The sequence below is a fragment of the Caulobacter sp. UC70_42 genome, from assembly GCF_044056025.1.
Taxonomy (GTDB): Bacteria; Pseudomonadota; Alphaproteobacteria; order Caulobacterales; family Caulobacteraceae; genus Caulobacter.
This window is the reverse complement of record NZ_CP171994.1, coordinates 1,203,153-1,229,769: the sequence shown is the minus strand read 5'-3', so window position 1 is coordinate 1,229,769 and position 26,617 is coordinate 1,203,153. Positions and strand designations below refer to the sequence as shown.

The 26,617-nt window shown below is 69.2% G+C and carries 30 protein-coding genes and 3 pseudogenes; 17 read left to right on the top strand and 16 right to left on the bottom strand.

Annotated elements, in window-relative coordinates:
• Positions 1-2: 2 nt before the first annotated feature.
• Positions 3-629, bottom strand: coding sequence for a DUF4142 domain-containing protein (locus ACHMW8_RS06420; RefSeq protein WP_395445069.1), 627 nt, complete (start codon positions 627-629; stop codon positions 3-5).
• Between the two features lie 123 nt (positions 630-752).
• Between ACHMW8_RS06420 and ACHMW8_RS06415 the strand changes: the two genes are divergently transcribed.
• A complete protein-coding gene (locus ACHMW8_RS06415) occupies positions 753-1,949 on the top strand; it encodes a CaiB/BaiF CoA transferase family protein (protein WP_395445068.1) in 1,197 nt (398 codons plus the stop codon).
• Positions 1,950-1,952: 3 nt separating this feature from the next.
• Here ACHMW8_RS06415 and ACHMW8_RS06410 read toward each other — a convergent pair.
• Positions 1,953-3,792, bottom strand: a pseudogene (locus ACHMW8_RS06410) (HWE histidine kinase domain-containing protein).
• A 201-nt stretch (positions 3,793-3,993) separates the two neighbouring features.
• On the opposite strand from ACHMW8_RS06410, the gene ACHMW8_RS06405 reads away from it, so the two are divergent.
• The 4 genes from ACHMW8_RS06405 (at position 3,994) to ACHMW8_RS06390 (ending at position 5,880) form a co-directional block, all read left to right on the top strand.
• The gene (locus ACHMW8_RS06405) at positions 3,994-4,338 is read left to right on the top strand and encodes a hypothetical protein (RefSeq protein ID WP_125159564.1); all 345 of its coding nucleotides are present in this window, start codon (positions 3,994-3,996) and stop codon (positions 4,336-4,338) included.
• Positions 4,335-4,733 carry a hypothetical protein gene (locus ACHMW8_RS06400; protein WP_125159563.1) on the top strand — a complete coding sequence of 133 codons (399 nt, stop codon included), beginning with the start codon at positions 4,335-4,337 and terminating at the stop codon, positions 4,731-4,733. Before ACHMW8_RS06405 ends, ACHMW8_RS06400 begins: the two co-directional genes overlap by 4 nt.
• A 232-nt stretch (positions 4,734-4,965) precedes the next feature.
• Positions 4,966-5,586 (top strand): superoxide dismutase, encoded by a 621-nt coding sequence (locus tag ACHMW8_RS06395; RefSeq protein ID WP_125159562.1) that lies wholly within the window; start codon positions 4,966-4,968, stop codon positions 5,584-5,586.
• A 114-nt stretch (positions 5,587-5,700) separates the two neighbouring features.
• Positions 5,701-5,880 carry a DUF1328 domain-containing protein gene (locus ACHMW8_RS06390; RefSeq protein ID WP_125159561.1) on the top strand — a complete coding sequence of 60 codons (180 nt, stop codon included), beginning with the start codon at positions 5,701-5,703 and terminating at the stop codon, positions 5,878-5,880.
• 60 nt (positions 5,881-5,940) lie between these two features.
• On the opposite strand, the gene ACHMW8_RS06385 is transcribed toward ACHMW8_RS06390, so the two are convergent.
• Together ACHMW8_RS06385 and ACHMW8_RS06380 are read right to left on the bottom strand one after the other, a co-directional pair.
• Positions 5,941-6,732: a metallophosphoesterase gene (locus ACHMW8_RS06385; RefSeq protein ID WP_125159560.1), complete on the bottom strand. Its 792-nt coding sequence runs from the start codon at positions 6,730-6,732 to the stop codon at positions 5,941-5,943.
• Entirely contained in the window at positions 6,729-7,592 is an 864-nt protein-coding gene (locus tag ACHMW8_RS06380) for a diacylglycerol/lipid kinase family protein (RefSeq protein WP_395445067.1), read from the bottom strand. Before ACHMW8_RS06380 ends, ACHMW8_RS06385 begins: the two co-directional genes overlap by 4 nt.
• A gap of 136 nt (positions 7,593-7,728) precedes the next feature.
• Between ACHMW8_RS06380 and ACHMW8_RS06375 the strand changes: the two genes are divergently transcribed.
• The 4 genes from ACHMW8_RS06375 to ACHMW8_RS06360 all read left to right on the top strand — a co-directional run bounded on the left by ACHMW8_RS06375 (position 7,729) and on the right by ACHMW8_RS06360 (position 9,415).
• Positions 7,729-8,073 (top strand): YMGG-like glycine zipper-containing protein, encoded by a 345-nt coding sequence (locus ACHMW8_RS06375; protein ID WP_125159558.1) that lies wholly within the window; start codon positions 7,729-7,731, stop codon positions 8,071-8,073.
• A 90-nt stretch (positions 8,074-8,163) separates the two neighbouring features.
• Positions 8,164-8,640, top strand: coding sequence for an OmpA family protein (locus ACHMW8_RS06370; RefSeq protein ID WP_395445066.1), 477 nt, complete (start codon positions 8,164-8,166; stop codon positions 8,638-8,640).
• Positions 8,641-8,900: 260 nt separating this feature from the next.
• The gene (locus tag ACHMW8_RS06365) at positions 8,901-9,137 is read left to right on the top strand and encodes a hypothetical protein (protein WP_395445065.1); all 237 of its coding nucleotides are present in this window, start codon (positions 8,901-8,903) and stop codon (positions 9,135-9,137) included.
• A 14-nt stretch (positions 9,138-9,151) separates the two neighbouring features.
• On the top strand, positions 9,152-9,415 hold the full coding sequence (locus ACHMW8_RS06360) for a hypothetical protein (protein ID WP_395445064.1): 264 nt from the start codon (positions 9,152-9,154) through the stop codon (positions 9,413-9,415).
• 224 nt (positions 9,416-9,639) lie between these two features.
• Here the strand turns inward: ACHMW8_RS06360 and ACHMW8_RS06355 are convergent.
• Positions 9,640-10,441, bottom strand: a pseudogene (locus ACHMW8_RS06355) (response regulator).
• A gap of 233 nt (positions 10,442-10,674) precedes the next feature.
• On the opposite strand from ACHMW8_RS06355, the gene ACHMW8_RS06350 reads away from it, so the two are divergent.
• The 5 genes from ACHMW8_RS06350 (at position 10,675) to ACHMW8_RS06330 (ending at position 14,684) form a co-directional block, all read left to right on the top strand.
• A complete protein-coding gene (locus tag ACHMW8_RS06350) occupies positions 10,675-10,860 on the top strand; it encodes a NepR family anti-sigma factor (protein WP_199743613.1) in 186 nt (61 codons plus the stop codon).
• 2 nt (positions 10,861-10,862) lie between these two features.
• On the top strand, positions 10,863-11,468 hold the full coding sequence (locus ACHMW8_RS06345; protein WP_125159553.1) for a sigma-70 family RNA polymerase sigma factor: 606 nt from the start codon (positions 10,863-10,865) through the stop codon (positions 11,466-11,468).
• Complete coding sequence (locus tag ACHMW8_RS06340) at positions 11,465-13,159, top strand: sensor histidine kinase (RefSeq protein ID WP_125159552.1); 1,695 nt, start codon at positions 11,465-11,467, stop codon at positions 13,157-13,159. Before ACHMW8_RS06345 ends, ACHMW8_RS06340 begins: the two co-directional genes overlap by 4 nt.
• A gap of 102 nt (positions 13,160-13,261) precedes the next feature.
• On the top strand, positions 13,262-13,396 hold the full coding sequence (locus tag ACHMW8_RS06335) for an entericidin A/B family lipoprotein (RefSeq protein WP_125159551.1): 135 nt from the start codon (positions 13,262-13,264) through the stop codon (positions 13,394-13,396).
• Between the two features lie 316 nt (positions 13,397-13,712).
• On the top strand, positions 13,713-14,684 hold the full coding sequence (locus tag ACHMW8_RS06330) for a hypothetical protein (protein WP_395445063.1): 972 nt from the start codon (positions 13,713-13,715) through the stop codon (positions 14,682-14,684).
• On the opposite strand, the gene ACHMW8_RS06325 is transcribed toward ACHMW8_RS06330, so the two are convergent.
• The 3 genes from ACHMW8_RS06325 to chpT form a co-directional block, all read right to left on the bottom strand.
• Complete coding sequence (locus tag ACHMW8_RS06325; protein WP_125159549.1) at positions 14,642-15,475, bottom strand: protein-glutamate O-methyltransferase CheR; 834 nt, start codon at positions 15,473-15,475, stop codon at positions 14,642-14,644. The two genes, ACHMW8_RS06330 and ACHMW8_RS06325, sit on opposite strands and share 43 nt — an antisense overlap.
• Positions 15,472-15,849, bottom strand: coding sequence for a response regulator (locus tag ACHMW8_RS06320; RefSeq protein WP_199743612.1), 378 nt, complete (start codon positions 15,847-15,849; stop codon positions 15,472-15,474). The genes ACHMW8_RS06325 and ACHMW8_RS06320 overlap by 4 nt, the downstream gene beginning before the upstream one ends.
• Before the next feature lie 108 nt (positions 15,850-15,957).
• A complete protein-coding gene (gene chpT, locus ACHMW8_RS06315; protein WP_125159547.1) occupies positions 15,958-16,647 on the bottom strand; it encodes a histidine phosphotransferase ChpT in 690 nt (229 codons plus the stop codon).
• A gap of 64 nt (positions 16,648-16,711) precedes the next feature.
• Between chpT and ACHMW8_RS06310 the strand changes: the two genes are divergently transcribed.
• Both ACHMW8_RS06310 and cysQ read left to right on the top strand, forming a co-directional pair.
• The gene (locus ACHMW8_RS06310) at positions 16,712-16,903 is read left to right on the top strand and encodes a DUF3553 domain-containing protein (protein ID WP_125159546.1); all 192 of its coding nucleotides are present in this window, start codon (positions 16,712-16,714) and stop codon (positions 16,901-16,903) included.
• Between the two features lie 10 nt (positions 16,904-16,913).
• Positions 16,914-17,714: a 3'(2'),5'-bisphosphate nucleotidase CysQ gene (gene cysQ, locus ACHMW8_RS06305; protein ID WP_125159545.1), complete on the top strand. Its 801-nt coding sequence runs from the start codon at positions 16,914-16,916 to the stop codon at positions 17,712-17,714.
• On the opposite strand, the gene ACHMW8_RS06300 is transcribed toward cysQ, so the two are convergent.
• The 8 genes and pseudogenes from ACHMW8_RS06300 to dapB all read right to left on the bottom strand — a co-directional run bounded on the left by ACHMW8_RS06300 (position 17,711) and on the right by dapB (position 23,895).
• On the bottom strand, positions 17,711-18,583 hold the full coding sequence (locus tag ACHMW8_RS06300; protein WP_395445062.1) for an EamA family transporter: 873 nt from the start codon (positions 18,581-18,583) through the stop codon (positions 17,711-17,713). The genes cysQ and ACHMW8_RS06300 overlap by 4 nt on opposite strands.
• Before the next feature lie 32 nt (positions 18,584-18,615).
• A complete protein-coding gene (locus ACHMW8_RS06295; protein WP_395445061.1) occupies positions 18,616-18,798 on the bottom strand; it encodes a type II toxin-antitoxin system RelE/ParE family toxin in 183 nt (60 codons plus the stop codon).
• 93 nt (positions 18,799-18,891) lie between these two features.
• A complete protein-coding gene (locus ACHMW8_RS06290; RefSeq protein WP_395445060.1) occupies positions 18,892-19,143 on the bottom strand; it encodes a type II toxin-antitoxin system ParD family antitoxin in 252 nt (83 codons plus the stop codon).
• Positions 19,144-19,247: 104 nt separating this feature from the next.
• Positions 19,248-19,604, bottom strand: a complete 357-nt coding sequence (locus ACHMW8_RS06285; RefSeq protein WP_125159542.1) for a YdbL family protein — start codon at positions 19,602-19,604, stop codon at positions 19,248-19,250.
• A gap of 14 nt (positions 19,605-19,618) precedes the next feature.
• Complete coding sequence (locus ACHMW8_RS06280) at positions 19,619-19,804, bottom strand: YnbE family lipoprotein (protein WP_099575348.1); 186 nt, start codon at positions 19,802-19,804, stop codon at positions 19,619-19,621.
• Positions 19,805-20,311: 507 nt separating this feature from the next.
• A pseudogene (locus ACHMW8_RS06275) lies at positions 20,312-20,791 on the bottom strand (YdbH domain-containing protein); the annotation flags it as partial.
• 605 nt (positions 20,792-21,396) lie between these two features.
• Complete coding sequence (locus ACHMW8_RS06270; RefSeq protein WP_395445059.1) at positions 21,397-23,067, bottom strand: hypothetical protein; 1,671 nt, start codon at positions 23,065-23,067, stop codon at positions 21,397-21,399.
• Between the two features lie 54 nt (positions 23,068-23,121).
• Complete coding sequence (dapB, locus tag ACHMW8_RS06265) at positions 23,122-23,895, bottom strand: 4-hydroxy-tetrahydrodipicolinate reductase (RefSeq protein WP_395445058.1); 774 nt, start codon at positions 23,893-23,895, stop codon at positions 23,122-23,124.
• 252 nt (positions 23,896-24,147) lie between these two features.
• Here dapB and ACHMW8_RS06260 point away from each other — a divergent pair, with 252 nt between their 5' ends.
• On the top strand, positions 24,148-26,433 hold the full coding sequence (locus ACHMW8_RS06260; RefSeq protein ID WP_395445057.1) for an NADP-dependent malic enzyme: 2,286 nt from the start codon (positions 24,148-24,150) through the stop codon (positions 26,431-26,433).
• Positions 26,434-26,617: the final 184 nt, after the last annotated feature.

The window sequence follows — 26,617 nt, the reverse complement described above, 5'->3', positions numbered from 1 at the left end:
GCTTACTGACGGGCCTTGGCGACGTCTTCGCCGGTGTCGAAGCCCTTCTTCAGGCCCTCGGCCATGTTCAGGTGCTCCTGGACCTTCGGCGCCGTGGCGGCGGCGAAAGCCTTGATGGCGGGAGTGTCGCCGTCCTGGGCGTAGCGTTGCAGCAGGTTCAGCGCCGCCTGGTGAGCGTCGACCATGTCGTCGGCGTACTTCTTGTCGAAGTCCTTGGCGTCGGCCTTGTTCAGGTCGTCCAGGTCGTCCTGAGCGTCCTTCGACAGGGTCGTCGGCAGGGTGATGGCCGCGCCCGAGGCGGCGATGGCCGACTTCAGCTCGGCGGTGCTGGCCATGTGGGCCTTCTCCATCGCGGCGGCGAACTTCTTCACCGAAGGATTGGTCGAGCGCGTGGCGGCCAGCTTGGCGGCGGCGACTTCGAACATGTCGCTGTCCGCGGCCTTCATGGCGAAGACGTCGGCCTTGGTCTCGTCCGCCGGGGTCGGGACCGTGGCGGCGGGGTTGGCGTCCGGGGTCGCGGCCTGTTCGGCCGGGGTGGCGGCGCCCTTGGTCTCTTCGGCCTTCTGGCCGCAGGCGGCCAGGCTGAGGGCGGCGATGGCGGCGGCGCCGAACATGATATGACGGTTCATGGCTCTGTCTTTCCCTGTGCGTTTTTCTTAGAGGTTCGTGGACAGGCGACGCGTGCGGCGCCGTGTGGACAACAAAACCTCACGGGGCCGTGAACGGTTCCGGCGAAGGTGGGGGAGAATGGCATGACGCAGGGTCCGCTGGCCGGATTGCGGGTGATCGAGATGGGCTCGCTGATCGCCGGGCCGTTCTGCGGCCAGGTGCTGGGCGACTTCGGCGCCGAGGTCATCAAGCTGGAGGATCCCAAGGTTGGCGACCCCATGCGCCAGTGGGGGCGCTCCAAGCCCCAGGGCCTGTCGCCCTGGTGGCCGGTGATCGGCCGCAACAAGAAATCTGTCACCGTCGATCTGCGTACGGACGAAGGCCGGGACATCGCCCGCGCGCTGATCGCCAAGGCCGACGTGGTGGTCGAGAACTTCCGACCCGGCACGCTGGAAAAGTGGGGCATGGGCTATGAGGCGTTGGCCGAGACCAATCCGGGCCTGGTCATGGCGCGGGTGTCGGGCTTTGGCCAGACGGGGCCCTATGCCAGTCGCGCGGGCTACGCCCTGGTCGGCGAAGCCATGGGGGGCTTGCGCCACATCACCGGCGAGCCCGACCGGCCGCCGGCCCGGGCCGGCATCTCGATCGGCGACAGCCTGTCGGGCCTGAACGCCGCGCTCGGCGTGATGATGGCGCTGCACGCCCGCCAAAGCACCGGCAAGGGCCAGGTTGTCGACGTGGCGATCTATGAGAGCGTGCTGACGGTGATGGAGAACCTGATCACCGAATACGACCTGACCGGCTATGTCCGCGAGCGCTCGGGGGCGGTGCTGCCCGGCATCGCGCCGTCGAACGTCTATCCGACCAAGAGCGGCGAGCTGGTCCTGATCGGCGCCAACCAGGACACCCTGTTCAAGCGGCTATGCGACCTGATGGGCCGGCCGGATCTGGCCGACGACGTCCGCTACCGAGATCATGCCGCGCGCGGCGCGCACCAAGCTGAACTCGACGCCCGCATCGCCGCCTGGACGGCCGACCAGGAGATCGACGACCTGCTGCCCAAGCTGGAGGCTGCGGGCCTGGCCACCGGCCGGATCTACCGCGCGCCCGACATGATCGCCGATCCGCAGTTCGCCGCGCGGGAGTCTATCGTCACCACGCCGCACCCGGTGTTCGGCCAGATCAAGATGCAGAACGCCTTCCCGAAGCTGACGGAGACGCCGGGCGGGGTGCGCTGGACCGGGCCGACGCTGGGCGAGCATACGGAGGCGGTGTTGACGCAGGTGGCCGGAATGAGCGCTGAGGCGGTGCAGGGGCTGCGGAAGCGGGGCGTGATCTAGACCCTAAGCCCGCCCCGTGACCCCCGCCACGGCCCGCGCGATCTGGTGCACGTTGTAGGGCTTGCGCACGATCGGGGCGTCGAAGCCCATCGGCGCGGCCTTGTCGGCATAGCCCGTGGCGAAGACGAACGGCCGGCCCATGGTGCGCAGGATCTCGGCCACCGGCGCCACCGACTGGCCGTTGAGGTCGGCGTCCAGCACCGCGACGTCGAAGTCCATCTCGACCATCGACAGCGCTTCGCTGAGCTCGGCCGCGCAGCCGACCACCACGACGCCGGCGTCCTCCAGGCCCGCTTCCAGCTCCAGGGCCAGCAGCAGCGAGTCCTCGAACGATCAGCACCTTGAGGCCGGCGATGGCGCCCGGGCGGACGGTCTCGTCGGCGGCGACCACCGTCTCGACGATACGCTCGGGAGCGACTTCGGCCGGCTCGATCGGCGGCGCGTCGGCCAGGGCCTCGGCCGCGCCCTGGATCATGGCGGTGACGCCGCTGGAGCGGTAGTTGATCTTGGCCGAACCGCCCAGTTCGCGGCCGGCGACGTCCTCGATCAGGGTGGCGCCGAAGCCCTTGGCGACCGGCGCGGTGGCTGGCGGGCCGCCAGTCTCCAGCCATTCGAGGGCGAAGCCGCCCTCCGGCGTGCGCCGCCAGACGACCTCGACCTTGCCGTTCTCGGTCGATAGCGAGCCGTAGCGCATCGCATTGACCGCCAGTTCGTGCAACGCCAGCGATAGCGCCGAGGCCGCGCGCGGCGTGAGGAACAGTTCCGGCCCGTCCCAACGGGTCTGGGTGGGCGCCAGACCGCCAAGTTCGGCGGCGGCGATCCGCGCCAGGGTCGCCCCGCGCCAGCGAGCGGCGGTCAGGAGGTCGTGGGCCGAGCTCATCGACTTCAGCCGCGCGGCGAAGGTCTTGAGGAACACGTCCAGCGAGGCCGACTTGCGCGCCGACTGGGCCGCCACCGACTGGACGACGGCCAGCAGGTTCTTGATGCGGTGGTCCAGTTCGGCGACGAGGTTTTCGCGCTGGTCCTCTTCGGCTCTGCGCTCGGTGATATCTTGGACGACGCCGATCAGATAGGCCGGCTCGCCATGGGCGTCGCGCACGATGACGCCCGAGCCGTGGTTCCAGATTTCGCGGCCGTCGGGGCCGTTGGGCCGGCGGTATTCGGCCTCGTAGCGATCGCTTTCCGCCAGCTGCTCGTTGATCGATTCCCTCAGCCAGTCCCGATCGTCGGGATGCAGGTATCGATAGAGGGCCTCGCCGTCCTCGGCCGGAATCTCGCCGGGCTCGATGTCCGAGATCTTGGCCAGGCGGGGGCTGATCTTGAAGACGTCGCGCTTGATGTCCCATTCGAACTCGCCGAGGCTGGCGGCCGAGATGGCCAGGTCCAGGCGTTCGCTCTCGAGGCTGCGGGCCAGGCATGGCTGGTCGGCCAGGCCTTCCGCGGCCAGGTCGGCCAGGTCTTCCAGCGCCCGCAGATCCTCGTCGGAGGCGGGGCCGCTCGCGCCCGGGCCTTCCACCACCAGGGCGCCCAGCACATGACCCTGCTTGTCGCGGATCGGCGCGCCGAGGGCGACGGGGCCGTTGGCGGTCACGATCTGGTCGGCCAGGTCGCCGGCGCGCGGGCCTTCGGGACCGGGATAACCGACAAAGGCCTTGCGCCAGACCCTGTCCTCGTCGACCAGGACGACGGCGGCCTTGGGCGTGTCGAACAGTCGGGCGGCCAGACGCGCGAGGCGCAGGAAGCGAGGCTCGTTGACCGCGCCGTCCAGGATGTTCAAGGCCTTCAAGGCGTTGAGCCGGGCGGCTTCCTGGCGCTCGTCGCTGACGATGGGGGCGTCCTCCATGATTCGACCTTAGACCCGCTTCGCGTCTAGCGCGAGCGCCTTTGGACGCTTCTTTTTCGGGCCTCTTACGCGCTCAACCGGGGATTCCACGGTGGTGAAGCTTGGGCCCTTGCGCTAACGTGGAACTCCGACGTCGAGCAGACGTTGACGAGGCGCAGCTTCAGCGCCCCAGGTCGGTCGCGTCGCGAACAGGAGATGATCATGCCCGCCAGTCCCGCCGCCGCCAAGGAAGCCGAAAAGGCCAAGTCGGCCACCCTCGAGGCTGTTGAACACGCCGAGCGGAGCTTCGCCCATGCTGCCGACGCCGCCCGTGTCTCGCTGACCGAAGCCGCCAAGCGCGTCGAGAAATCCGTCGCGGAAGGCTTCGAGACCCTGCGCGCCCAGAGCCGCACCTATACCGACACCGCCGGCCAGCAGATCGAGGACGCCCAGCGCTACGTCTCCGAGCGCGTGCGTGAGCGTCCGATCACCGCCACCCTCGCCGGTCTCGGCGTCGGCGTGCTGATCGGCCTGCTGCTCTCCGGCGGCCGCAGCAACAACCGGTGATCTTCGAAAAAACTCTGATGACGCTGGCCGCGGCCGCGGCGATCGCCGCCGCCGCCGCGGTGGCCGTCGTATCCGCCGCCTTCGCGATCTACGCCGTGCTGGTTCCGCTCGTCACGGCGGCCGGCGCCGCCGCGATCGTCTCGGCCGTCGCGGCCCTGATCGTCGCCGTCGCCGGCATGATCGCCGCCCGCAAGGTCGAAGGTCGTCATCACAACAGCCAGCAGGCCCCGCAACAGGGCTTCGACATGACCAGCAAGGTCGTCGAGATCGTGCGCGACAGGCCGCTGATGTCGATCGGCATCGGTCTGGCCGCGGGAATCTTCGCCCTGAAGAACCCTGGCCTGACCGCTTCGCTGGCCAAGGCCTTCCTGGACCCGAAGCCGCCGCAGCGCTGATCACGTCAATCTTGTTCAAGACCGACGCCACCGGATCCGTTCGGTGGCGTTTGTCTTGGAGCGTTGTTCTTCGGATTCCCGGAAACCCTAAGTTTTCAAGGGAATTTATCTCGAAAATTTGAGCACGCCTGGGCGGCTTGCGGCGGTGAAACCGCTTACGCTTTGTCCTGGCGCGCTCTAGATGCTTCCCGCGCGTTCCCTCCTCCCTGGAACGCCTTCCCATGGAGTGAACATGACGTACAAGCTGCCGGACCTGCCCTACGCGTACGACGCGCTGGAGCCGACGATCTCCGCCAACACCCTCCATTTCCACCATGACAAGCACCACGCGGCCTATGTGACCGCGCTGAACGGCCTGCTGAACGGCGACGACAAGGGTTCGCTGGAAGCCGTGATCAAGGGCGCCGGCCCGGGCAAGGTGTTCAACAACGCCGCCCAGGCCTGGAACCACGCCTTCTTCTGGGACGGCCTTTCGCCCACCAAGACCGCTCCGGGCGCCGACCTGGCCGCCGCCATCGACTCGACCTTCGGCGGCCTCGCGGCCCTGAAGGAGAAGTTCGTCGCCGAAGGCATCGGCCACTTCGGCTCGGGCTGGGTGTGGCTGGTCTCGGACGCCTCGGGCGCGCTGAAGGTTATCTCGACCCACGACGCCGAAAGCCCGGTCACCCAGGACCTGACGGCCCTGGCGGTCGCCGACGTCTGGGAGCACGCCTACTATCTGGACTACCAGAACCTGCGGAAGGGCTTCCTGGAAGCCGTGTTCGACAACCTGCTCAACTGGACCCTGGCCGACAGCCAATACGCCGCGGCCAAGTCGGGCCAGCAGGGCTGGGCCTATCCGGCTCCGGAATAGGGCCTGAATTTCCGGAACGCCCGGGAGTCGGGTGCGTTTTCTCCAAGCGGGGCCATGGGCCTTGATTAAAGACAACGCCCCGGCTCGAAAGGCCGGGCTCATCCGGAGAGACCCATGCTGAACTGGGCCGTTACCTTCCTGGTGGTCGCTCTGATCGCCGCCCTCCTGGGCTTCACCGGCATCGCCGGGACCGCGATCGGGATCGCCAAGATCCTGTTCTATGTCTTCCTGATCCTGTTCCTGGTGTCGCTGGTCAGCCACCTCTTCCGAGGCGGCCGCGGCGCGCCACGCTAGGCGTCAGCACGGCGAGACAATGAAAACGGCGCGGCCCTCGGGTCGCGCCGTTCTTGTTTGTCAGGGGACGCGCCGATCGCAGGCCCAGGTCCGCCAGACCTCGAACTTGCCGTGCGCATAGGCCAGAGCCTGCACGCGCACGCAGCCCGGCTCGACCTCGATGACGTTGAAGCCCGGCGCCGCGCCCCGCTCTCGATGCGAGAGGGTGCCCGAGCCGATCGCCTGGGTCTTGCCGTCGCCGAATGGGACGGCGGTGACGAACGGCAGGTGGATATGGCCCGACAGGATGATGTCGGCCCCGGCCTGTACGAAGCGGTTGGCCGCGTCGACCCCGCCACGGACCTTGGCGGTCATCGGTCCGCCCAGAACCTCCATGAGGGGATGGTGGCAGACCACCACCCTGAGGTCGCCGGCGGGGGCGGCCTCCAGTTCGCGGACGACGCGACGGATCTGGCCGCGCGACACCGCGCCCTTCGACCAGTTCCAGCGCGCCTGGGCGGCGCGGGCGGTGTTCAGCGAGGTCACGGTGATCCCCGGCGTCCGCCAGGCCGCGCCGTCCTCGTCGCCGAACCGGTCCCGGAACCGACGCCAGGCGCGGGTGAAGCGCTCGACGAGCTCGCCGAGACCGACGAAGGGTGTGTCGTGGTTGCCGGGCACGACGATCATCGGGTCGGGCAGGCGCTTCAGCCAGGCCGCCGCGGCGTCGAACTCGGGGACCTTGCCGTCCAGGGTCAGGTCGCCGGCGACGACCACCAGGTCGGGCCGGGCCTCGGTGATCCAGGCGGTCGCGGCCTCGACGGCTTCCTTGTTTTCGCCGCCGAAATGGATGTCGGAGAGCTGGACCAGCCTCATTCAGCGGTCTCGTCCGGCGGGACCAGGGCGCGGAAGGCCTTCGGGCGGAAGCGGATCGACACCTCGGGATCGAACCGCGCCGGCTCGCCGTCCAGGATCGCCGGGATTCGGCCATGGGCGCGGACCTTGCCGGTGCGGCAGCGCCCGGCGTTCACCGAGGGATCCTCTCGCCAATGGCCCCGGGCGGCGTTGAACCCGAGGCGGAAGACGTCGAGCGCGCTGGATGGATCGAGCGCCGCGGCCTCCAGGGCCCGCTCCTCGGCGTCCAGGGCGGTCGAGACCAGCGGGCACATCAGGGTCAGGGCCTCGGCCTTGATCTCGGGCCGCCCATCCAGCGAGAAGCGCAGGCGCCCGGAGAAGGCGTTGCGGAAGGCGCGGCGGGCGCGGGCCAGGGCGATGTTGAAGCGGCCTTCGCGGGCCGCCTCGCGCGCGGTGGCCCACAAGGCCGGGCTGCCCAGGATGGCGGCGACGAAGAACAGGCGTCCGCCGACCTCGCCGCCGGAGATGGTCCGCGCCTCGCCGCTCTCCAGGCAGGCCTTCATCGCCGCCTGCCAGTCGCGGTCGCCGTAGAGGGCGCGCGGCAGCATGTTCATGGTGCCGCCGGGCAGGGGAGCGATCAGGGGCCCCTCCGGTCCGGCCATTTCGGCGGCGGCGCGGGCCGTGCCGTCGCCGGCCAGGACCAACACCGCGTCCGGCGCGCTGTCGATCACCGTCCTCAGGCAGTCGACCAGCTCGCCCGGTTGCGGCGCGTGGACGACACCGGAGACGCCGTATTCCGCCAGCAGTTGTTCGGCGATCCGCGGCGCGTCCGGGCCAACGGATCCGGACGCGGTGTTGGCGACGACCTCGATGCGCTTCACGCGCTCCCCTTTTCTCGTCAAAACTCGCCGACGCAACGGGCGGAGCTCGGCCGTGGTTCCCCCGCCAAACGGAACCGTCGCGCTTGGGAGTCGTTTGCTGCAGCAGGGGACAGGAAGCTTGGAACGGAGAGCCAGGATGAAGATGACCATGATCGCCCTGATGGGCGTGGGCGTGCTCGCCGCGGCGTGCACCTCGACCGGCAATGTGGAGCGCAACGCCGCTGGCGGCGCGGCCATCGGCGCCCTGGCCGGCGCCGTGATCGGCAACAATGTGGGCAGCGGCAGCGCCGGCACGGGGGCCGCGATCGGCGCGGCCATCGGCGGCACCGCTGGGGCCATCAAGGGCTGCCGCGAAGACGGCGGCTGTGGCGCGACGGACACCAACCGCCGCCAGTATTATGACGAGCGCGCGGGCCGCTACTACTACTACGACTCTCGCAGCGGTCGTTATTACTGGGAAGATGGCGCGCCCCGCTACTAAGCTGGACGGGACGCGACGACGCCCAACGAAAGGCGATCGGCCCAGCCGATCGCCTTTCTTGTGTTCGCAGGTTCGAGGAGGAGGGTTCGAATGAAGACGATGAAGATCACCAACGCCGTGCAGGCCATCAGCGTGGCGGGCGTGGTCCTGGCGCTGGCGGGCTGCGCCACGTCCGAGAGCCCCTGGCGGGTGTTGCGCAAGCCCGTGGCCGCCGCGCCGCCCGCCTGCGCCGATTTCCAGTCCTCGGTCTATTTCGAGCAGGACAGCGCCGAGCTGACGAAGGAGGCCCGCATGCTGCTGTCCAACGCCCAGACCCAGGCGAGAGGTTGCGCCGTGAAATCTGTGCGGGTGACCGGCCTGGCCGACGCGGTCGGGACCTCCGAGGCCAATCTGGCCCTGTCCAAGCGTCGCGCCCAGACGGTGACCTCGGCCCTGGCCAAGGCCGGTTTCGGCAAGGTCGACATCGATACGGCCGCCGTCGGGGACGCCGGGGCCGTGGCGGCGTCGGGCGCGTCCGCGCCGCTGCGCCGACGGGCGGACATCCTGTTCGATCTGGAAAGCAAGTAGGCCGGGATGGGCGGGCCTTCCAGGCCTGTCGCACCCATCGGAAGGAAAGGCGGGCCGGTCGTCCGGTCCGCCCAAGTTCGCATCAACAAAGGGGGTGCGAAGGCGGCAGGCTGACTATCGCCAGCCTCAAGTCGGGGGGGCGTCGCCGCCTTCGCAAAAATAGAAACGACGTCCCGGGCGAACGGTTCCGGCCTCGCGCGATTTTTTTCGCGAAGGACCGAAACGGGCGGGCGGCGGGGAACGGTGGTGTCCGGAACACGTTGAAATCCCAGGCGGACATGTGGTCCGCCGGGGCAGGGAGCAACGTCGTGATCCGGACTTATCAGGCCGAACATGGCGGTACGGTTTTCGTCTCGACGCTCACGCAGCGTCAAAGAAGGGTGCGCTCGCGCGTCATGGCCTTGGTCGTGATCGCGGCGGTCGGAGCCTCCGCCGGGATGGTGCAGGCTTTCAGCGACCGCGACCGCGCGGACGCCGCCCGTATCTGGACGCCATAAGGAGGTATGACATCATGCCCGCCGACATTCATCACGACGTCGCGCCCGACACGCGCGGCCCACGTCTGAACGCCACCCGCGCCCGCCAGGGCCGTTGGGGACGCCACGTGTTCTGGGTGCTGATCATCTCCATCGTGCTCGCGGCGCTGGCCCTGTTCGGGGCCTGGACCTTCCGCGCCAACGACCTCGCCGCCGTCGAGGTCAATAACGGCGCCAAGACGCCCGCCGAGGCGCAGCGCTATGACACCCAGCAGGCGCCGGTGCGCCAGACGCCGTAACGACCGCTACGGTCCAAACGCTCACGCCTTCGCGAGAGAGCGATGGCGTGAGGGCCAAGATCAGAACCGCCGCGACAGCCTGACCGTTGTCGCGGCGGTTTCGTCTTCACGATCCCTCATCCGCCCCGGGGCGATAGGGCTCGCAAGAGTCCGACGCACCGCCAACGAAAAACGGCCCTCCTTTCGGAGAGCCGCTTCACGGGTCTATCGGGACAACCCTGAGATCAGGCCGCCTTGGCGGTCCGGCGCGGGTGGAAGAACAGCGCCTGGCCGATCGCCGCCTTCACCGTTTCCGGCTGGAAGGGCTTGGTGATCAGGAAGGTCGGCTCCGGGCGCTCGCCGGTCAGCAGGCGCTCGGGGAAGGCGGTGATGAAAATCACCGGCACGTCCATCCGGCCCAGGATGTCCTTGACCGCGTCGATGCCGGACGAGCCATCGGCCAGCTGGATGTCGGCCAGCACCAAGCCGGGCTTGCGACGGGCCACGGCCTCGACCGCCTCGCCGCGGGTGGCGGCGATGTCGGTGACCTGGTGGCCCAGTTCCTTGACCAGGGCCTCGATGTCGGCGGCGATGACCGGCTCGTCCTCGATGATCAGAACTTCGGTCGCCAGCTCGGCGTCGATCTCGGCCTGGGCGTCGGAGATCAGGCGTTCGACCTCGCCGAAGTCACAGTCGAGGATCTGGGCGGCTTCGGTCGGCGTGAAGCCCTCGAGCGCGGTGAGCAGGAAGGCCTGCCGCGAACGCGGAGCGATTCGCATCAGGCGCTGGGCGGCGTCGTCGCCGGCCGTCAGGCCTTCGTCGCGACGGGCCTCGAGTTGGGCGCCGGAACTCGAGCCAGATGGCGTGGAAGACGCGATAGAGCGCCACGCGCGGCGACAGATCGTCGTCCAGCGAACGCTCTCCGGCCGCCAGGGCCTCGAGGGCTACGCGGACATAATGATCGCCCGTCGACTGATCGCCGGTGAGGGCGCGGGCGTAGCGGCGGATGTAAGGCAGATGCGGCGCCAGCCGAGCAAGAAGACTCATGACCCCTCCCGATGCGGTGTCTTCGGAAACTAACTAACGAACGGCAAAGCTATGCCGTTCCGTCGATGGTCGATAACGCCGCCTCAACTGAGCGGTTCCGTCCGTTGCGAATTTTTGACATCTTAAGCCCAAGCTTAGGGAACCGGGCACGGAAAACCACGTTGTCGTCTGGCGGAAAGACATTCGGCCAAAGGGGGCGGACGCCGATGCACATGCACTTCGGTGTCGAGGACATGATCGAACACGTACCCATGGAAGACAAACGCAAGAGCGCCGCGGCGCTGGATGAAGCGCGTCTGCGCCAGCAGGCCATCGGCGTGAAGCTGCGTCAGATGTTCGACGAGGTCGTCAATGAGGCGGTGCCCGACGAATTCCTCGAAATTCTCCGCAAGGCCGAGCCTCCGAAGGGAGAGCGCTGAGCATGAGCGAACCGCAAGTCGGCCGCTCGCCGCCCGACCCCGTCCGTGACAACCAGTTCAAGCGCGAACTGGTCACCCTGATTCCGCATCTGCGCGCCTTCGCCCGCACCCTGACCGGCGACCCCACCGCGGCCGACGATCTGGCGCAGGACGCCATGATGAAGGCCTGGGACGCGCGCGCCAGCTTCCAGTTGGGCACCAACATGAAGGCCTGGACCTTCATGATCCTGCGCAACCAGTTCTATTCGGAAAAGCGCCGCAGCTGGCGCCAGAGCCAGCTTGACCAGGAAGCCGCCGAGCGGACCCTGGTGGCGGTCGACGATCCCGAGGCGCCCGTCGCTCTGGACGAACTCCGCCTGGGCCTTGGCATGCTTCCCGCCGAGCAGCGCGAAGCCCTGATCCTGGTCGGGGCCGGCGGCTTCGCCTACGAAGAGGCCGCCGAGATCTGCGGCTGCGCCGTGGGCACCGTGAAGAGCCGTGTCAGCCGCGCCCGCCGGGCGTTGCAGGCCATTCTCGAAGCGGGGGCCTATGATCGTGACGGCGCATCGGCGGGTGACGCCATGCATGCGATCCTCGCCGACGCGGAGCGATTGAGCTCCCCGCGGTGAAGACTTTTGCCGGCCGCGCCGAGCAGGCCGTAACATCCATCCGAGTCCGCCTGGCCTTCGCGCTGTGCGTCGCTCTGCTTCCGGTGCTGGTCATCGGCGGCGCGCAGTCGATCTTCGCCTTCCGGGCCGAGGCCGATTCGCGCCGCCAGAGCCTGGAGCTGGCGGCTGGACAGAGCGCGGCCAACGCCCGCGCCCGTATCGAGGCGGCCGGGGTGCTGCTCCAGACCCTGGGCCCCGGCTCGGTCGGGCTGGAATGCGCTCAGCGCCTGGCCGACGTACGCGCCCGCCTGCCAGGCTACGCCAATCTGATCCGCTTCGACTCGCGTGGCCGCGTGGTCTGCGCCGCGGCGACGACGCCGTTTGACGCCGAGCGGAGCCAGAGACCCTGGTTCCAGGAACTGCGCGCCGGCGCGAGCATGGTCGTGGCCTCGGCTCCCGGCGCGGTCTACGCCAACGAGCCTGCCGTCCTGGCCGCCGTTCGCGCCGGCCCGCCGGACAAGTTCGAAGGCGCGATGGCCGCTGTCCTGAACCTGCGCGACCTCAAGGTCGGCACGGTCAACCGCTTCATGCCCGATGGGGCCGAGGTGGCGCTGGCCGATTCGAACGGCGCGATCTTCGCCGCCACCGACCCTTCGGCCTTCTCGACGCCGCCGCGCGGTTGGCGCGAGCGCGCGGCCAAGAGCGGCGCGGCGATCTGGAGCCACGAGGACGCGGCCCATCACGAACGCACCTATTCGGCCGCGCCGCTGGTCAGCGACGATGTCTTCGTGGTGCTGTCGGCGCCCGCGCCCGGCCTGGTGTCCTGGGCCTGGATCAACCCGATCTCGCGCCTGCTGCTGCCGCTGCTGGCCTTCTTCCTGGCCTTGGGCGCGGTGCTGATCGTCTCCGAGCGGGAGGTGATCCGCTGGATCGTCTACCTGCAGCGCGTGGCGGCGATCTATGCGCGCGGACGCTTCACCGTCCGGCCGCTGCAGGCCGAGCGGGCGCCGCCGGAGATCCGCGAGCTGGCGGCGACCCTCGACGCCATGGCGGGCGGCATCGTCGCCCGCGACGCCTCGCTGCTGGACAGCCTGGCCGAGAAGGACGCGCTGATGCGCGAGATCCATCACCGGGTGAAGAACAACCTGCAGATCATCACCTCGCTGCTAAACATGCAGCAGCGGGCCCTGGCCGATCCCGCGGCCAAGGCGGCGATGAACGACACCCGCCAGCGGATCACCGCCCTGGCCCAGATCTACCGGGCCCTCTACCAGGGGCCGGATCTCAAGCGCGTCGATCTGCGGCCGTTCCTGGAGGAGCTGACCGCCCAGCTGCTGGCCAACGACATGTCCACCTCGCCCCTGGTGCGCACCGAGGTCCACGCCGATCCGCTGGTCATCGATCCCGACCGGCTGGCCCCGATCGCCCTGTTCGCGGTCGAGGCGATCACCAACGCCCAGAAGCACGCCTTCGGTCCGGCGGGCGGCATGCTCAGCGTCGGCTTCCACGTGCGGGGCGAGGAGGCCGAGCTCTCCATCAGCGACGATGGTCCGGGCGCGCCCGACAGCGTCGGCGGCGGCGTCGGCCGCACGCTGATGACCGCTTTCGCCCGACAGCTGCGCGGCAAGGTGACGTTCGAGACCCACGCGCCGCGCGGCCTGACCGTGCGCCTGACCTTTCCGACGCCGCAGGCCGTGATTCCGCCAACCTAGAGCGTGGGGGCCGGAACCGAGCTTCGCCGCTGACGTTCTTGAGGGGCAATCGTTGCAGCGCCCCTTCCCCATCCCTTCCGGGGGCGAACATCGGAGAAGAAAATGCGTAAGCTCGTGATTATCGCCGCCGCCCTGGCGTCTCTGTCGGTCGCCGCCTGCAATACCGTCGAGGGCGCTGGCAAGGACGTCTCGTCGGCCGGCAAGGCCGTCAGCGAGACGGCCAAGGACGTCAAGTAAGCGTTCAGACCTGATCTAGCGAAAGGCCCGCCGGTTCCGCCGGCGGGCCTTTTTCGTTTACGGCGATAAACGTCACAGTGTTGCGTCAGTGCAACCTTGAGCGGTCCCGCCGATATCCTAACGCAAGATCGCCAAGCCAGGCTCGGTCCCTGTCGAGGGGCGCGCCTGTTGTCACACACTCACACCGTCTTCGTACACAGCGGCTGGCGTTGCTCCAGCACCTATGTCTGGCATCGCTTCAGGGCGCTGGCGGGCGTGCGCGCCTATTACGAACCCTGGCACGAGCAACTGGCCCGGCTGACGGCGCGGACCATCGATGTGGAAACTCCCGAAAATAGCGGTTTGCGCCATCCGGGCGGGGACCGAGCCCTATCTGAAGGAATTCGAGGTCGTCCTCGACCCCGCGGGCGGCGTGCGGCGCTTCGAGCCCGGCTTCGCCCTCGACCGCTTCTGGATCGAGCCCGAGGCCAGCGACCTGGCTCAGCAGGCCTATGTCGAGGAACTGGTCGCCGCGGCCCGGGCCCGGGGCGAGACGCCGGTTCTGGCCTGCTGCCGGACCCTGGGCCGGGCGGGATGGCTGAAGCGCCGGTTCGGCGGCTTCCATGTGGTGCTGATCCGCGACCCGGTGCAGCAATGGCTGTCGTTCTATTCGCTGCGCAAGCGACCGCGGCCGACCTATTTCGAGCTGTGCCACTATGTTCTGCTGTCCGAAATGGCCGGCTGCGGCGATGTCGCCCGGACCTTGCTGGGGCATGAGTTCGACGGGCGTGGAACGCTCGATGATCGCGTCGCCGCCGTCCGCCGGCATCTGAAGCGCGCCCCGGCCAGCGTCTCGTTCCAGGCCTTCCTGGCGGTGTGGCTGCGCTCGTACCTGAAGGCCCTGCCGGACGCCGACCTGGTGGTCGATGTCGATCGCCTGGCCCGTGACCAGGCCTATGCCCGAGAGGTGGAGACGGCGATCGAGGCCGGCTGCGGGCTGAAGCCCGACTTCTCGGACTGCCGCGCCCCGGCCCCGCACGGCATCGCCCCGCCGATCGCGTGGCGCAAGGCCGCCCGTCAGGTGGTGGATCTGATGGACCTGCATGGCGCCATCGTCGGTCCGCAAGCGCCGCCGATCCTGTTCCGCAAGCTCGCGCCCGCCTTCGCGGCGGTGACGCCGGCGCCGGTGGGCGGATTGACCAGGCTGGGAGAGGCGCTGGGCGGTCTCGTCGGCGGGGCGGCGGTGGCGCGCGCGCCTGCCAAGGCCTACGCCGCCGCGGCGACCCGCACGGACGGATCGCGCAGATAGATGCCGGCCCCGCCCGGCGCGGCGGTCAGCACGTCGTCGAACTCCGAGACGTCGTCTTCCGGATCCAGGGCCAGCACGCCGTCGGCCGGCAGCAGCGCCACCAGGGCCTGGACCACCTTGGCCCGCAGCGAGGCGTCCATGTTTCTCAGCACGCCGCGCAGCAGGATGACGTCGAAGCGGCCCATGACGGACAGGTCGGACAGCAGGTTGATCCGCTTCCAGCGCACCATCTGCCGGATGCGCGGCGAGATCGCCCAGGTGTCGTCCTGGTTCTCGAAATACTTGATCAGCATCCGGATCGGCAGGCCGCGCTGGACCTCGAACTGGGTGTAGATTCCCGCCTGGGCCTTCTCCAGCGAGCGCTCGGAAAGGTCGGAGCCGAAGAACTCGAACCGCGTCCCGGTGGCCAGGGTCGTGGCTTCGTTGGCGGCGATGGCCAGCGAATAGACCTCCTGGCCGGTGGCGCAGGCCGCGCTCCAGAGGCGGATCGGCGCCTCGGATCGGCGATGCGACAGGGCGGGCAGCACCTCGTCGCGCAGCTGGGCGAACGCCTCGCGGCCGCGGAAGAAGGCGGTGTCGCTGCGGCACAGGGCCTCGACCACGGCCCAGATCAGCCGGTCCTCGCGCTTGGCCCGCAGGGCGGCGATCAAGGCGTCGATCGAGTCGTAGCCTTCGCGTCTCGCCAGCGGCGAGAGACGGCTTTCGACCAGATAGGGCTTTTCGGTCTCGACCCGCACGCCGGCGCGAGCGCGGCCCAGGGCCGCCAGCAGGTCCATGTCTTCGGGCGTCACAGCAGGCCGGCCTCGGCGAACTTCGCCTCGATGATGTCGCCGTCGAACGGCTTCATGATGTACTCGTCCGCCCCGGCCTCGATGGCGGCGCGGATGTGGTCGGGACCGTTCTCGACGGTGCAGAAGACGACCTTGGGCGTCGCGCCGCCGGGCTCGCGGCGCAGCTGGCGCAGGAAGTCGATGCCGTTCATCACCGGCATGTTCCAGTCGAGCAGAACCGCGTCGGGCATGGCCGCGCGGCACCACGCCAGGGCCTCCATGCCATCGGCGGCCTCGGCGATCTCGAAGCCGATGTCCTCGAGGACCCGGCGGGCGACCTTGCGGATCACCCGGCTGTCGTCGACCACCAGACAGGTCTTCACGGCATGCTCCAGTTCAGGCCGCCATCGTGGGAGCGGTCTGGTTAAGGAGCGGTTTGCCTAAACCCGGATCGGGGTGCGGCAAATGTAACTTTTATGGCGAAGATTGAGCGGCGCGGCCGTCTAGGCCGGAACCCAGGCGGCGATGCTGGCGCGATCCTCGCCGATCTCGACGGCGATCTGGCCGCCGGCCGCGCGGACCAGGGCGTTCAGATAGGCCGCCTGGACCCACGGACCGCCCAGGCCCTCGGCCAGGGGCTCGCCCTTCAGGCCGGCCAGCACTTCCGGGCGCAGGCGGGCGCGGGGACCGACCGAGTCGGCGATGATCGAGAAGCGGCCGTCGGCCGCGACGCCCTTGACCGTGGCCACGCCGCCGGCCGGCAGGGCGCTGGCGGCGATCTGGGCGATGTTGAGGATGGCGCGCGAGGACGGCTTGTTCATCGCCTGAGGCTCGATCTGCCAGTCCAGGGTCGGGCGCACGTGGGCGAACACCCCCTGGGCCAGCTTTTCCAGCTCGCGCGAGTCGAAGTTCTCGGCCGAGGCCGAGGCGCCGAACGCCACGCGGGTGAACTGCAGCAGGTCGGCCAGCTTGCGGGCCGACGAGGCGATCAGGTTCATGGCGTCGTCGCGCATGTCCTGGGCCGCCGGATCGTCCAGCAAGTCGAGGCCCGAGACGATGGCGCTGGCGGGGCTGATGAAGTCGTGGCACAGGCGCGCGGCCAGCATGGCGGCGAAGTCGGGGCCCTGGACGTCCGTTTCGGGGGACGCGGGAGCCGGGGCCGCAAGGGAGGTCTCTGGGACGATATCGGTCATGGCGGCGGACTCTGCCGTGATTTGAGGCTTTGGCAAACGGGGCCCGCCGCTCTAAACGAAGCCCGTGGTCGATCCGTTTCTAGAGCCCGGCGTTTTGGTGCGCCACCCCGGCCAGCCCGACTGGGGCCTGGGGCAGGTTCAGTCCGTGATCGGACACCGCGTGACCGTCAATTTCGAAGACGCCGGCAAGCAGACCATCGACGCCAGCCGCGTGCGTCTGGTCTTCGTCGGCGACGACCCCAGAGGATCGGGGTGAGGGGGCAAGAATGACCAGCGAAAATCTCACCGCCAAAGATCTTGCGGAGTGGGGCCGCGCCCTGGCCGGGATCACCGAAGAGGCGGCGACGGTCATCCTGCCGTTCTGGAAAACCGAACTGGCCGTGGCCCAGAAGGCCGACGAAAGCCCGGTCACCGAGGCCGACCGCGCCGGCGAGCGCCTGATCCTGCGGCGACTGGCCGAGCTCTATCCGGACGTGCCGGTGATCTCCGAGGAGCACGCCAGCGAGTTCGGGACGCCCGACGCCGTCGGTCCGCGCTTCTTCCTTGTCGATCCGGTCGACGGCACCAAGGCCTTCGTGCGCGGCGACCCCAATTTCACGGTCAATATCGGCCTGATCGACCATGGCGTCCCGGTCGCCGGCGCGGTCTGCGCCCCGGCCACGGGCGAGCTGTGGTTCACGACGGCGCAAGGGGCGGTGAAGCGCTCGGGCCCGGACGGGGCCGAGACGCCGGTCCGCGTGCGTTCCTGGCCCACGGGCGCGGCCTTGGGCCTGGTCAGCCACACCATGCGCGAGGAGAAGGCCGCCGAACTGGCCGCCCAGTACGGCTTCGACCTGCGCGCGCCCATGGATAGCTCGATCAAGATGTGCCGCATCGCCGAGGGCTCGGCCGACATCTATCCGCGCCACGGCCCGACCTCGGAGTGGGACACCGCCGCCGCCCATGCGGTGGTGGTCGCGGCCGGGGGAACCTTCACCCAGCCGGACGGCTCGCCCTTCACCTACGGCAAGGCCGACCAGGGCTTCCGCAACGGCTGGTTCGTGGTGCGCGGGGCGCCGGCGGCCTAAGGGGCGTCCTCGACCATCGGTTCGGCGGGCGTCGTCATGATCGTCCCGGCCGAGGCCGCGACGATGGCGGCGATGGCCAGCCACTGGGTCGCCGCCAGATGTTCGCGCAGGATCACCAGTCCCGCCACGGCCCCGGCCGCGGGCTCCAGGCTGAGCATCACGCCAAAGCTGCGCTTGGGGATGGCGCGCAGGGCGATCATCTCCAGCGAATAGGGGATGGCGCTGGACATCACGGCCGCCACAAGGCCCAGCGCGATCAGCCTGGGCTGGAAGAGCGCGGTCCCGGCCGAGGCGACGCCGATCGGCACGACGATCAGGGCCGCGGCGACCATGCCCAGCGCCACCGAGCGTCCGGCGTGCAGGTGGCCGGTCCGCTTGCCCAGGATGATGTAGAGCGCCCACATCACCGCCGCGACGCACGCGAAGCCGACGCCGACGGGATCCAGCGGCCTGGCGCCGGGATCGATCGGCAGCAGCAGGGCCAGGCCCAGCACCGCCAGGCCGATCCAGACGAAGTGGATCAGCTTGCGCGAGCTGGCGACGGAAACGGCCAGCGGCCCGATGAACTCGATGGCCACGGCCACGCCCAGCGGCACCGTGCGGATGGCCATGTAGAAGCTGAGGTTCAGCACGCCCATCACCGCGCCGTACAGCGCGACCCGGCCCAGGTCGGCGCGCGAGATCGGATGGTTCCAGGGCCGCCAGACCAGCATCAGGATCAGCGCCGCGAAGCCGACCCGATAGGCGCTGGTCCCCTGCGCGCCGACGATCGGAAACAGGCCCTTGGCCAGCGACGTGCCGACGCACAGCGTGACGATCGCCCCGATCAGGGCCGCATAGGGCAGGAGCAGCGGACGGGCGGCGGACATCGGCCGCTTTTAGGCGGGGAGATCGACAGACGCTAGGATTGCCGGATCCAATCTTCGCTCGCGTGGCGCACGCGCTGGATAAGGATATCCGGGCCATCGAGCCGATAGATGATGATGTGGCTTCGATAGGTATGGACGCGCGATAAACCCTTCAGTTCGGTGCGCACCGCCGCGGCGAACGGGAAATCCGACAGGAAATTGAGGGTTTGCTCCAAACCTTCATAATAGCGCTCGGCCTGGTCGACCCCAACATCTCCACGCCTGTCACGTAGATCTGAGTGATGTCGTCTTCGGCCTTGAGGCTGAGCCTATAGGCCACGCCGGCCGCCGGCCTTTTCGCGCGCCGCGGTCAGGATTTCGCTCATCGACTTGGCGCTGACGCCGCCAGCTTCGGCTTCGTCGATAAGCCGCTGCATGGTCGCGATCTTGTCGGCGCGTTCCTGATCTCGGCGGATCAGGTCGCGCACATAGTCGCTGGCGTTGCTGTAGCGACCGGTCTCAGCCTGCCCTTCAACCCATATCTTCATGGCGTCGGGAAGAGACACGTTCATCGTCGCCATGGCTCACCTCTAAAGTGAGAATGGCATTCTTTGGCAAAGATTGCCATTCAAAATGGGCGAAAGTGGAGGGGCTAGACAGTCAAGCCGCCTAGCCCCGGTCGTCGTTACTTCTTCACCCAGCCGCCATCCAGCGGCTTCCAGTACTGGCCGGGCGCCAGGCGGCTGTAGAGCTGTTTGGCGGTGGCCTGGCCGGCCGCTTCCGCGGTCACGCCGGTCTTGGCGGCGATGTCCTTGTAGGCGGCGGCGCGGCCGGTGTTGATCTCGGCCACCGAGGCGCGCAGCGACGCGTCGCCGCCGGACACGATGCCCAGATAGCCGTCGGCCTGCTCGCCGACCGTGCCAGCGGCCTTGCCGGCGTCCACGGCGGCCTTGGCGGCGGCCGATTGGGCCATGGCCAGGTTGGCGCCGGCGGCGGTCATCGCCAGGCCCAGGGCCAGAACCGTCATCGTCTTGCGGATCATGTCGGCTCTCCTTCTTAGAACAGGTTGGGGTTTTGCTGGATCAGCGACTGGACTTCCTTGTCCAGCCGCACGCGCACGTCGGCGTCCAGCTTGGCGTAGATGTTGATCGGGTCGACCTTCACGCGGACGGTAGGCGTGCAGGCGGCCGCGCCGAGCGCTCCCGTCGCGGCGAGGGCTAGTAAGAGGGCGCGCGTCTTCATGCGTGAAGTCTCCAGTTCGTATTCAGCTTGGCGGGTCAAGGTTGAACCGCGCCTGAACGGGTTTGGGCCGGCTTCGAGAAGGCGAGCTTCCAGGCGTTGAGAAGCTCGTCGAAGTTCAGCGACGTGTCGAGGGTCAGATCGACCGGCGTCTTGGCCGGCAGGGCGATACGCTTGTCGAAGGCGCGGCCGCGCAGGAGGTCCAGGATCCCGACACGGGCCTTTTCGGGGACCTTGGGATCGTGCCGGCCCTTGATGTGGAAGATCACGCCGAGGCGGCCATTGTCGGTGCTGTTCACCCCGGCCTCCAGCTGTTCGAAGGCCAGGTTCTCCATGGCCTGATAGGCGAAGTCCTGGATGGCGTTGACCTGAGCCGGCGCCGGTGGCGGCGCGCCCGGGCTGTCGGCGGGGCTGGCCGCGACCCCGGTCAGGGCGGTGCGCGACAGCTCGACCCCGGCCGGGCTGGATGGCGGTGATCCTGCCTTCGTGGAAGCGCAGGCCCTCGGGACCGAAGGTGAAGGGCAGGCGGCCGTCAACCACGGCCTGGACCTTGACCTTCTCGGCCAGGGACGTGGCGGCGATGACTTCGCCCAGGTCGAGATGCTCGATGACGATGGTCCCGCTGAGCGTCTTGTCCAGGCCCAGGGGCACGTCGATCGGCTCGATCGAGATTCGGCCCTTGGCGGCCTCGAACGTGGCCTTGGAGAGCTTCAGGCTGTCGGCGGCCAGCTGGAACTCGGATTCCACGGCGGTCAGCGGCACGATGGAGTCGATCTTGGCGATTCTCAGCGCCTGGCCGGGAGCGGTGGTCAGCGGCGCCAGGCTGTCGAAGTCGACGGCGCCGTCCAGGGTGGCGACCAGGCCGATCGGGCTGGTGAAGTCGATGTTGTCGGCGACCAGGCGGCCGCGACTGGTCGCGCCCTTGGCGTTCCAGGCGAAGACGCCGGTGAAGCTGGCCGGGCCGCGCGCGTCGGTGGCGAAGGCGGCCATCGGCGACAGGTCGGCGGGCTGCAGGCCGTCCTTGGCGAAGGCCAGTTTCGAGGCGTCGATGTCGGCCTGGCCGACGCCGGTCGCCACCACGTGGCGCAGGCGGATCTCGCCCAGCGGCGCGCCGACCGGCGTCGCGGCCTGGAAAGTTCCGTTCCACAGGCCGCCCGACAGCCCCAGTTGACCCTTGGCGAGGACGGGGTTGAAGCGGCGCTCGGGGGCGGCGTCGGTGACGGCGGCGCTGGCGACCTGAACGCTGGCGCGCTCGAACCCGTGAACGCCGCCCAGCGTCGCCTCGCCCTTGACGCCCTGGAGTCTGGCCTGGGCCACGGCCAGTTCGCCCTTGGCGTCCTGGAAGCGCAAGGCCGCGCTCCAGCCCTGGGCGCCGGCCGTGACCAGCGGGACCTTGGCCGGGCACAGGGTCGCCTGGATCGCGGTGACGGGGGCGTCGCCGAGGGCGTAGGCCTTGGCGGTGATCGGCGCGCATTTGGGCGTGGTCAGGGTGAAGCGGCCGCCGGCGATCCGCGCCTGGCCGTCGATCTGGCCGGTCACGCCCTGGATCGGCGGCAGGTCGAAGTCTTCGGTGGCGATGGACAGGGGCGAGGTCATCACCCCGCCCGAGGCGCGCCAGTCGCTGGCCGTGATCCGCACGGTGGGCAGGCGTCCGCCCGACAGCGAGGCTCGCAGCGCGCCGCGCGCGCCGTTCGGGCCCGCGTCCAGCAGCAGGCTATTCGGCGCGGCGGCGGCCAGCACGACGCCGTTGGGCGCGGACAGGCGCGCCTCGCGGGAAGGGTCATCTTCACGCGCGCGCCGCTGATCGCCAGCCCCACGGCGGGCAGGGTCAGGTCGAAGGTCCGCAGGGCCTGGCTCAGCGGCTTGCCATAGTCCGGATTGGGGATCAGGGCCGCCAGGCGCTCGGCGTCGGGGCCCGAGATGGCGCTGTGGCCGCCCGCCGAGCCGTTCAGGGTCAGGAACAGACCCTTGGCGCCCTGGTCGATGCGGCCGCTGGCGTTGAGCCGCGCCGAGGCCAGGGCCAGCGCGCCGGCGGCCAGACGGTCGGCGCCGGCCTCGATCTTCAGCGGTCCGTTGACGCTCATGCCGCTCGAGTCGGTCGCCAGGCCCAGATTGTCGGAGGTCGCTCGAGCCCGAAGCGCACGGAGCGCGGTCCCGGCGGCCACGGCCTCGCCCGTTCGCAACTCCGCGCTGGTCGCGCCGCGCAGGGTCAGCCGGCCGTCCTGGCGACCGCCGGCGACGCGGGAGAGGTCCAGGGCGAGACTGGCGTCGCGGGCGTCCAGAGACGGCGCCGACAGTCGCCCGCCGCGCAGGGCCGCGCGACCCTTGCCCAGGAAGGCGAAGCGCTCCAGCCCGCCGTCCACGCGCCCGGTCAGGGAGAGGTCGCCGGTCACCGACTCGCCCTGGGCGTCGCCGAACCGGCCGTCCGCGGCGCGCAGGGCCAGCCGCGCCTCCAGCGGGCCGTTGGCGGTCATCCTGGCCAGGTCCGGATAGGGCAGGTCGGCGGAGAGCTTGGCGGTGGCGCCGGCCAGGTCGGCGGCCTCGGCCTCCAGGCTGTCGAGGGCCAGCGAGACGTCGATGGTCAGGCGGTCGCCGCGCTTGCGCGCCGTGACCGTCGCGCCCCGGGCGTCAAGGGCCAGGTTCTGAGTGGCGTAGCGCAGCGGCGCCAGGCGGCCGTCGAAGCGCAACAGCTGGCCGTCGTCCAGGCTGGCGTCGCCGGTGATCCGCGCGCGGCCGCCGGGGGTGATCAGGTCCAGTCGCGCGTCCTCGACCAGCACGGCCGGCCCCGGAACGTTCGGTTTCCTCGGCGACTTCAGGAATTCGTCGAGCAGCGGCTGCAACGCCCCGAACCGCACCTGGCCCTTGTCGTCGATGCTGGCCAGCACGCGCGGGCGGACGAGCCGCACGGCCTTGGTCTGGATGCTGAACGCCTCGCCGTTCCACGGGGCGGACAGGTCGTAGGCCACCTCAAGCCGGTCGGCGGCGAAGACGGGATTGTCGCGCGAACCCAGGCGGACCTTGCCGGTGAAGCCCGTGGCGTCCAGATCGTCCAGTTCGACGGCGGCCTCGACGCCATGCTCGCGCAGCCAGGCCTCGGCCAGCTCGCGGCTGATTTCGCGTCGGCCGGACCAGACCACGAGGCCGGTGGCGATCAAGGCTAGCATCGACAGCGACAGCGCCTCGAGGCCGAGGTCGATCACGCGCGCGCGATCCCAGGCTTTTCGGGGCGTCTTGCTGGATTCTGGGGCGGTCGAGGGCTCGGCCATCAGGTCCTTGGCGGTTCAGATCCTACAGAAAGCCCCCCGGCCTAGCTTAGATCCCTACTTCGAAAAGCCTAGCACGTCCTGCATGTCGTAGAGGCCCGGCGGCTTGCCCTTGACCCAGACGGCGGCGGCGATCGCCCCGCGCGCGAACAGGCCCCGGTCGATGGCCGAGTGCGACAGGGTCAGGCTCTCGGACTCGCCGGCGAAGATCACGCTGTGTTCGCCGATGATTCCGCCGCCGCGCACGACCGAGAAGCCGATCGCGCCCTCCTTGCGGGGACCGGTGACGCCGTCGCGGGCGCGGTCGGCGACCTGGCCCAGGCCGACCCCGCGCCCTTCGGCGGCGGCCTCGCCCAGCATCAGGGCCGTGCCCGACGGCGCGTCGATCTTGCGCTTGTGGTGGGCTTCGAAGACCTCAATATCCCAGTCCTGCGCGGGCAGGGCGGCGGCGGCCTGGCGCACCAGGCCCATCAGCATGTTGACGCCCAGCGAATAGTTGCCCGAGCGGACGATGGCGATGGTCTTGCTGGCTTCGTCGATGCGGGCCAGCTGCTCGTCGGAGAAGCCGGTCGAGCCGATGACCAGGGCCGGTCCGTTGTTCGAGGCGGCGATTTCCGCGAGGTCGACGGAGGCTTCCGGCAGGGTGAAGTCGATCGCCACCTGGGCCTGAGACAGCGCGATCTCTCGCGAGACGAGATCAGGGGCGTCCACGCCCGGACGTTCGAAGCGCGCGGTCACGACCGCGTCGGCGCGGCCCTCCAGCGCCTTGGCCACGGCCTGGCCCATGCGGCCGTTGGCGCCGGCGATCGCGATCTTCACGGGCTGGGACAAGTCGGGCTCCAGTACAAAATGTACTTGAGGCAAATCGCCCAATCCGGCCCCTCGGGTCAACCTCTCCCGGCCTTCCCGAACGTCAGCGACGTTGACGCAAGGCCAAGTCCAACAAGCGTTTGCTGGGATTTTCGCGTCCTTCCCCGGTTGTGACGCTCGGCGCCCCTCGCTACGGTGATCTCACATAAGGGCGCGTTCGCATCGATCGGCGCGCCCCTTCTTCGACTTGCGCAGCAGGAATGGGAACGCCGGATGAGCGACGCGGAACGCAAGACCTTCACGGACGAGGAGGCCTTGGCCTTCCACCGTCACCCCCAGCCAGGCAAGCTGGAGGTGACCCCGACCAAGCCGATGGCGACCCAGCGCGACCTTAGTCTCGCCTATTCGCCCGGCGTCGCCGTGCCCGTCCACGCCATCGCCGCCGATCCGGACATGGCCTACGAATACACCTCCAAGGGCAACATGGTCGCCGTGATCAGCAACGGCACCGCGATCCTGGGCCTGGGCGACCTCGGCGCGCTGGCCTCGAAGCCGGTCATGGAAGGCAAGGCCGTCCTCTTCAAGCGCTTCGGCGACGTCGACAGCATCGATATCGAGATCAGCTCCAAGGATCCCGACGAGATCATCACGGTGGTCAAGAACATCGGGATCTCGTTCGGCGGCATCAATCTGGAGGACATCAAGAGCCCCGAGTGCTTCCGCATCGAGACCGAGCTGCAGGACCTGCTCGACATCCCGGTGTTCCATGACGACCAGCACGGAACGGCCATCATCTGCGCCGCCGGCCTGATCAACGCCTGCCACATCACCGGCAAGAAGCTGGAGGACGTGAAGGTCGTGCTGAACGGCCCCGGCGCGGCGGGCATCGCCTCGCTGGAGCTGATCAAGGCCATGGGCGTCCACCCGGCCAACGTCATCGCGGTCGACAGCAAGGGCGTGCTCTACGAGGGCCGCACCGAGGGCATGAACCAGTGGAAGAGCGCCCACGCGGTCAAGACCGACAAGCGCACCCTGGCCGAGGCCGTGGCCGGCGCCGACGTGCTGCTGGGTCTTTCCGCCAAGGGCGCCTTCACGCCCGAGATGATCGCCAGCATGGCGCCGAACCCGGTCATCTTCGCCATGGCCAATCCCGATCCGGAGATCACGCCCGAGGAGGTGCACGCCGTGCGCCCCGACGCCATCATGGGCACGGGCCGCAGCGACTATCCCAACCAGGTCAACAACGTCCTGGGCTTTCCCTACATCTTCCGCGGCGCGCTGGATGTCCGCGCCCGCCGCGTCAATCACGAGATGAAGATCGCCTGCGCACAAGCGCTGGCCATGCTGGCCCGCGAGGACGTGCCGGACGAGGTCGCCGCCGCCTATCACGGCCGCCAGCTGAAGTTCGGCCCGCAATACATCATCCCCTCGGCCTTCGACCCGCGCCTGATCTGGTACGTGCCGCCGTTCGTGGCCCAGGCGGCGATGGACACCGGCGTGGCCCGCAAGCCGATCGCCGACATGGACGCCTATCGCGCCGGCCTGGCCCAGCGCCTCGACCCGACCGCCGGCTTCCTGCAGAAGATCTCGGGCGCGGTGCTGGCCAATCCCAAGCGCATCGTGTTCGCCGAGGGCGAGGACCCCAGCGTCATCCGCGCCGCCTACGCCTATCAGACCGGCGGCTACGGCAAGGCCATCCTGTGCGGCCGCGAGAACCTGGTGCACGAGAACATGAAGCTGGTCGGCCTCGATCCCGAGACCGTCGGGCTGGAGATCGTCAACGCGCGCCTGTCCGACCGCAATCCGGACTATGTCGACGCGCTCTATCACCGCCTGCAGCGCCAGGGTTACCTGAAGCGCGACGTCCAGCGCCTGATCAACCAGGACCGCAACAGCTTCGCCGCCTCGATGGTCACGCTTGGCGAGGCCGACGGCATGGTCACCGGCGTCACCCGGAGCTTCGACCAGGCCCTGGAAGAGGTGCTGCGCGTCGTCGATCCCGCGCCCGGGGGCCGGATCATGGGCATGTCGGTGGTGCTGGCCAAGGGCCGCACGATCTTCGTGGCCGACACCAACGTCACCGAGCTGCCCGAGGCCGAGGAACTGGTCGAGATCGCCTGCGAGGCCGCCCGCGCCGTCAAGCGCCTGGGCTTCAAGCCGCGCGTGGCCTTCATGAGCTATTCGACCTTCGGCAATCCGATGGGCCTGCGCTCGGAGAAGGTGCGCGAGGCCGTGGCCATGCTCGACGAGATGGATGTCGACTTCGAGTACGAGGGCGAGATGCCCCCCGAGCTGGCCCTGGATCCGGAAAGGCGCGCCAACTATCCGTTCATGCGCCTGACCGACAGCGCCAATATCCTGATCATGCCGGCCATCCACGCCGCCTCGATCTCGACCAAGCTGGTGCAGTCGCTGGGCGGGGCCACGGTGATCGGGCCGGTGCTGCTGGGCCTGTCCAAGTCGGTGCAGATCGCCCCGCTGTCCGCCTCGGTGTCGAGGATCCTGAACATGGCGATGATGGCCGCCTACGATCAGCCGGAGGAGGACCCGGCCGAGTAAGCTTCGCCGGGCGCCGCCGCGTCAGGGCGTCACAGGGCCTTTTGGGCCCGTCTGGCGTACCCATCTTGTTCTCGTCGGCGACAGTAAGCCGACGCGTAAGCCCTCCGGCCGGCGTCATCCCCTTGCGACGCCGGCCGGCCCTTACGCGACAGCGCCCCCCGGTCGGGGGAGGGTTCACGGGGAT

Coding starts and splice junctions, on each gene's coding strand:
- ACHMW8_RS06375 (WP_125159558.1), top strand. CDS start 7,729: ATGAAGATGACCATGATCGCCCTGATGGGCGTGGGCGTGCTCGCCGCG.
- ACHMW8_RS06405 (WP_125159564.1), top strand. CDS start 3,994: ATGCCCGCCAGTCCCGCCGCCGCCAAGGAAGCCGAAAAGGCCAAGTCG.
- cysQ (WP_125159545.1), top strand. CDS start 16,914: ATGACCAGCGAAAATCTCACCGCCAAAGATCTTGCGGAGTGGGGCCGC.
- ACHMW8_RS06370 (WP_395445066.1), top strand. CDS start 8,164: ATGAAGACGATGAAGATCACCAACGCCGTGCAGGCCATCAGCGTGGCG.
- ACHMW8_RS06300 (WP_395445062.1), bottom strand. CDS start 18,583: ATGTCCGCCGCCCGTCCGCTGCTCCTGCCCTATGCGGCCCTGATCGGG.
- ACHMW8_RS06350 (WP_199743613.1), top strand. CDS start 10,675: ATGATCGAACACGTACCCATGGAAGACAAACGCAAGAGCGCCGCGGCG.
- ACHMW8_RS06395 (WP_125159562.1), top strand. CDS start 4,966: ATGACGTACAAGCTGCCGGACCTGCCCTACGCGTACGACGCGCTGGAG.
- ACHMW8_RS06290 (WP_395445060.1), bottom strand. CDS start 19,143: ATGGCGACGATGAACGTGTCTCTTCCCGACGCCATGAAGATATGGGTT.
- ACHMW8_RS06270 (WP_395445059.1), bottom strand. CDS start 23,067: ATGGCCGAGCCCTCGACCGCCCCAGAATCCAGCAAGACGCCCCGAAAA.
- ACHMW8_RS06330 (WP_395445063.1), top strand. CDS start 13,713: ATGTGGAAACTCCCGAAAATAGCGGTTTGCGCCATCCGGGCGGGGACC.
- ACHMW8_RS06385 (WP_125159560.1), bottom strand. CDS start 6,732: ATGAGGCTGGTCCAGCTCTCCGACATCCATTTCGGCGGCGAAAACAAG.
- ACHMW8_RS06390 (WP_125159561.1), top strand. CDS start 5,701: ATGCTGAACTGGGCCGTTACCTTCCTGGTGGTCGCTCTGATCGCCGCC.
- ACHMW8_RS06360 (WP_395445064.1), top strand. CDS start 9,152: ATGCCCGCCGACATTCATCACGACGTCGCGCCCGACACGCGCGGCCCA.
- ACHMW8_RS06415 (WP_395445068.1), top strand. CDS start 753: ATGACGCAGGGTCCGCTGGCCGGATTGCGGGTGATCGAGATGGGCTCG.
- ACHMW8_RS06345 (WP_125159553.1), top strand. CDS start 10,863: ATGAGCGAACCGCAAGTCGGCCGCTCGCCGCCCGACCCCGTCCGTGAC.
- ACHMW8_RS06280 (WP_099575348.1), bottom strand. CDS start 19,804: ATGAAGACGCGCGCCCTCTTACTAGCCCTCGCCGCGACGGGAGCGCTC.
- ACHMW8_RS06335 (WP_125159551.1), top strand. CDS start 13,262: ATGCGTAAGCTCGTGATTATCGCCGCCGCCCTGGCGTCTCTGTCGGTC.
- chpT (WP_125159547.1), bottom strand. CDS start 16,647: ATGACCGATATCGTCCCAGAGACCTCCCTTGCGGCCCCGGCTCCCGCG.
- ACHMW8_RS06285 (WP_125159542.1), bottom strand. CDS start 19,604: ATGATCCGCAAGACGATGACGGTTCTGGCCCTGGGCCTGGCGATGACC.
- ACHMW8_RS06420 (WP_395445069.1), bottom strand. CDS start 629: ATGAACCGTCATATCATGTTCGGCGCCGCCGCCATCGCCGCCCTCAGC.
- ACHMW8_RS06260 (WP_395445057.1), top strand. CDS start 24,148: ATGAGCGACGCGGAACGCAAGACCTTCACGGACGAGGAGGCCTTGGCC.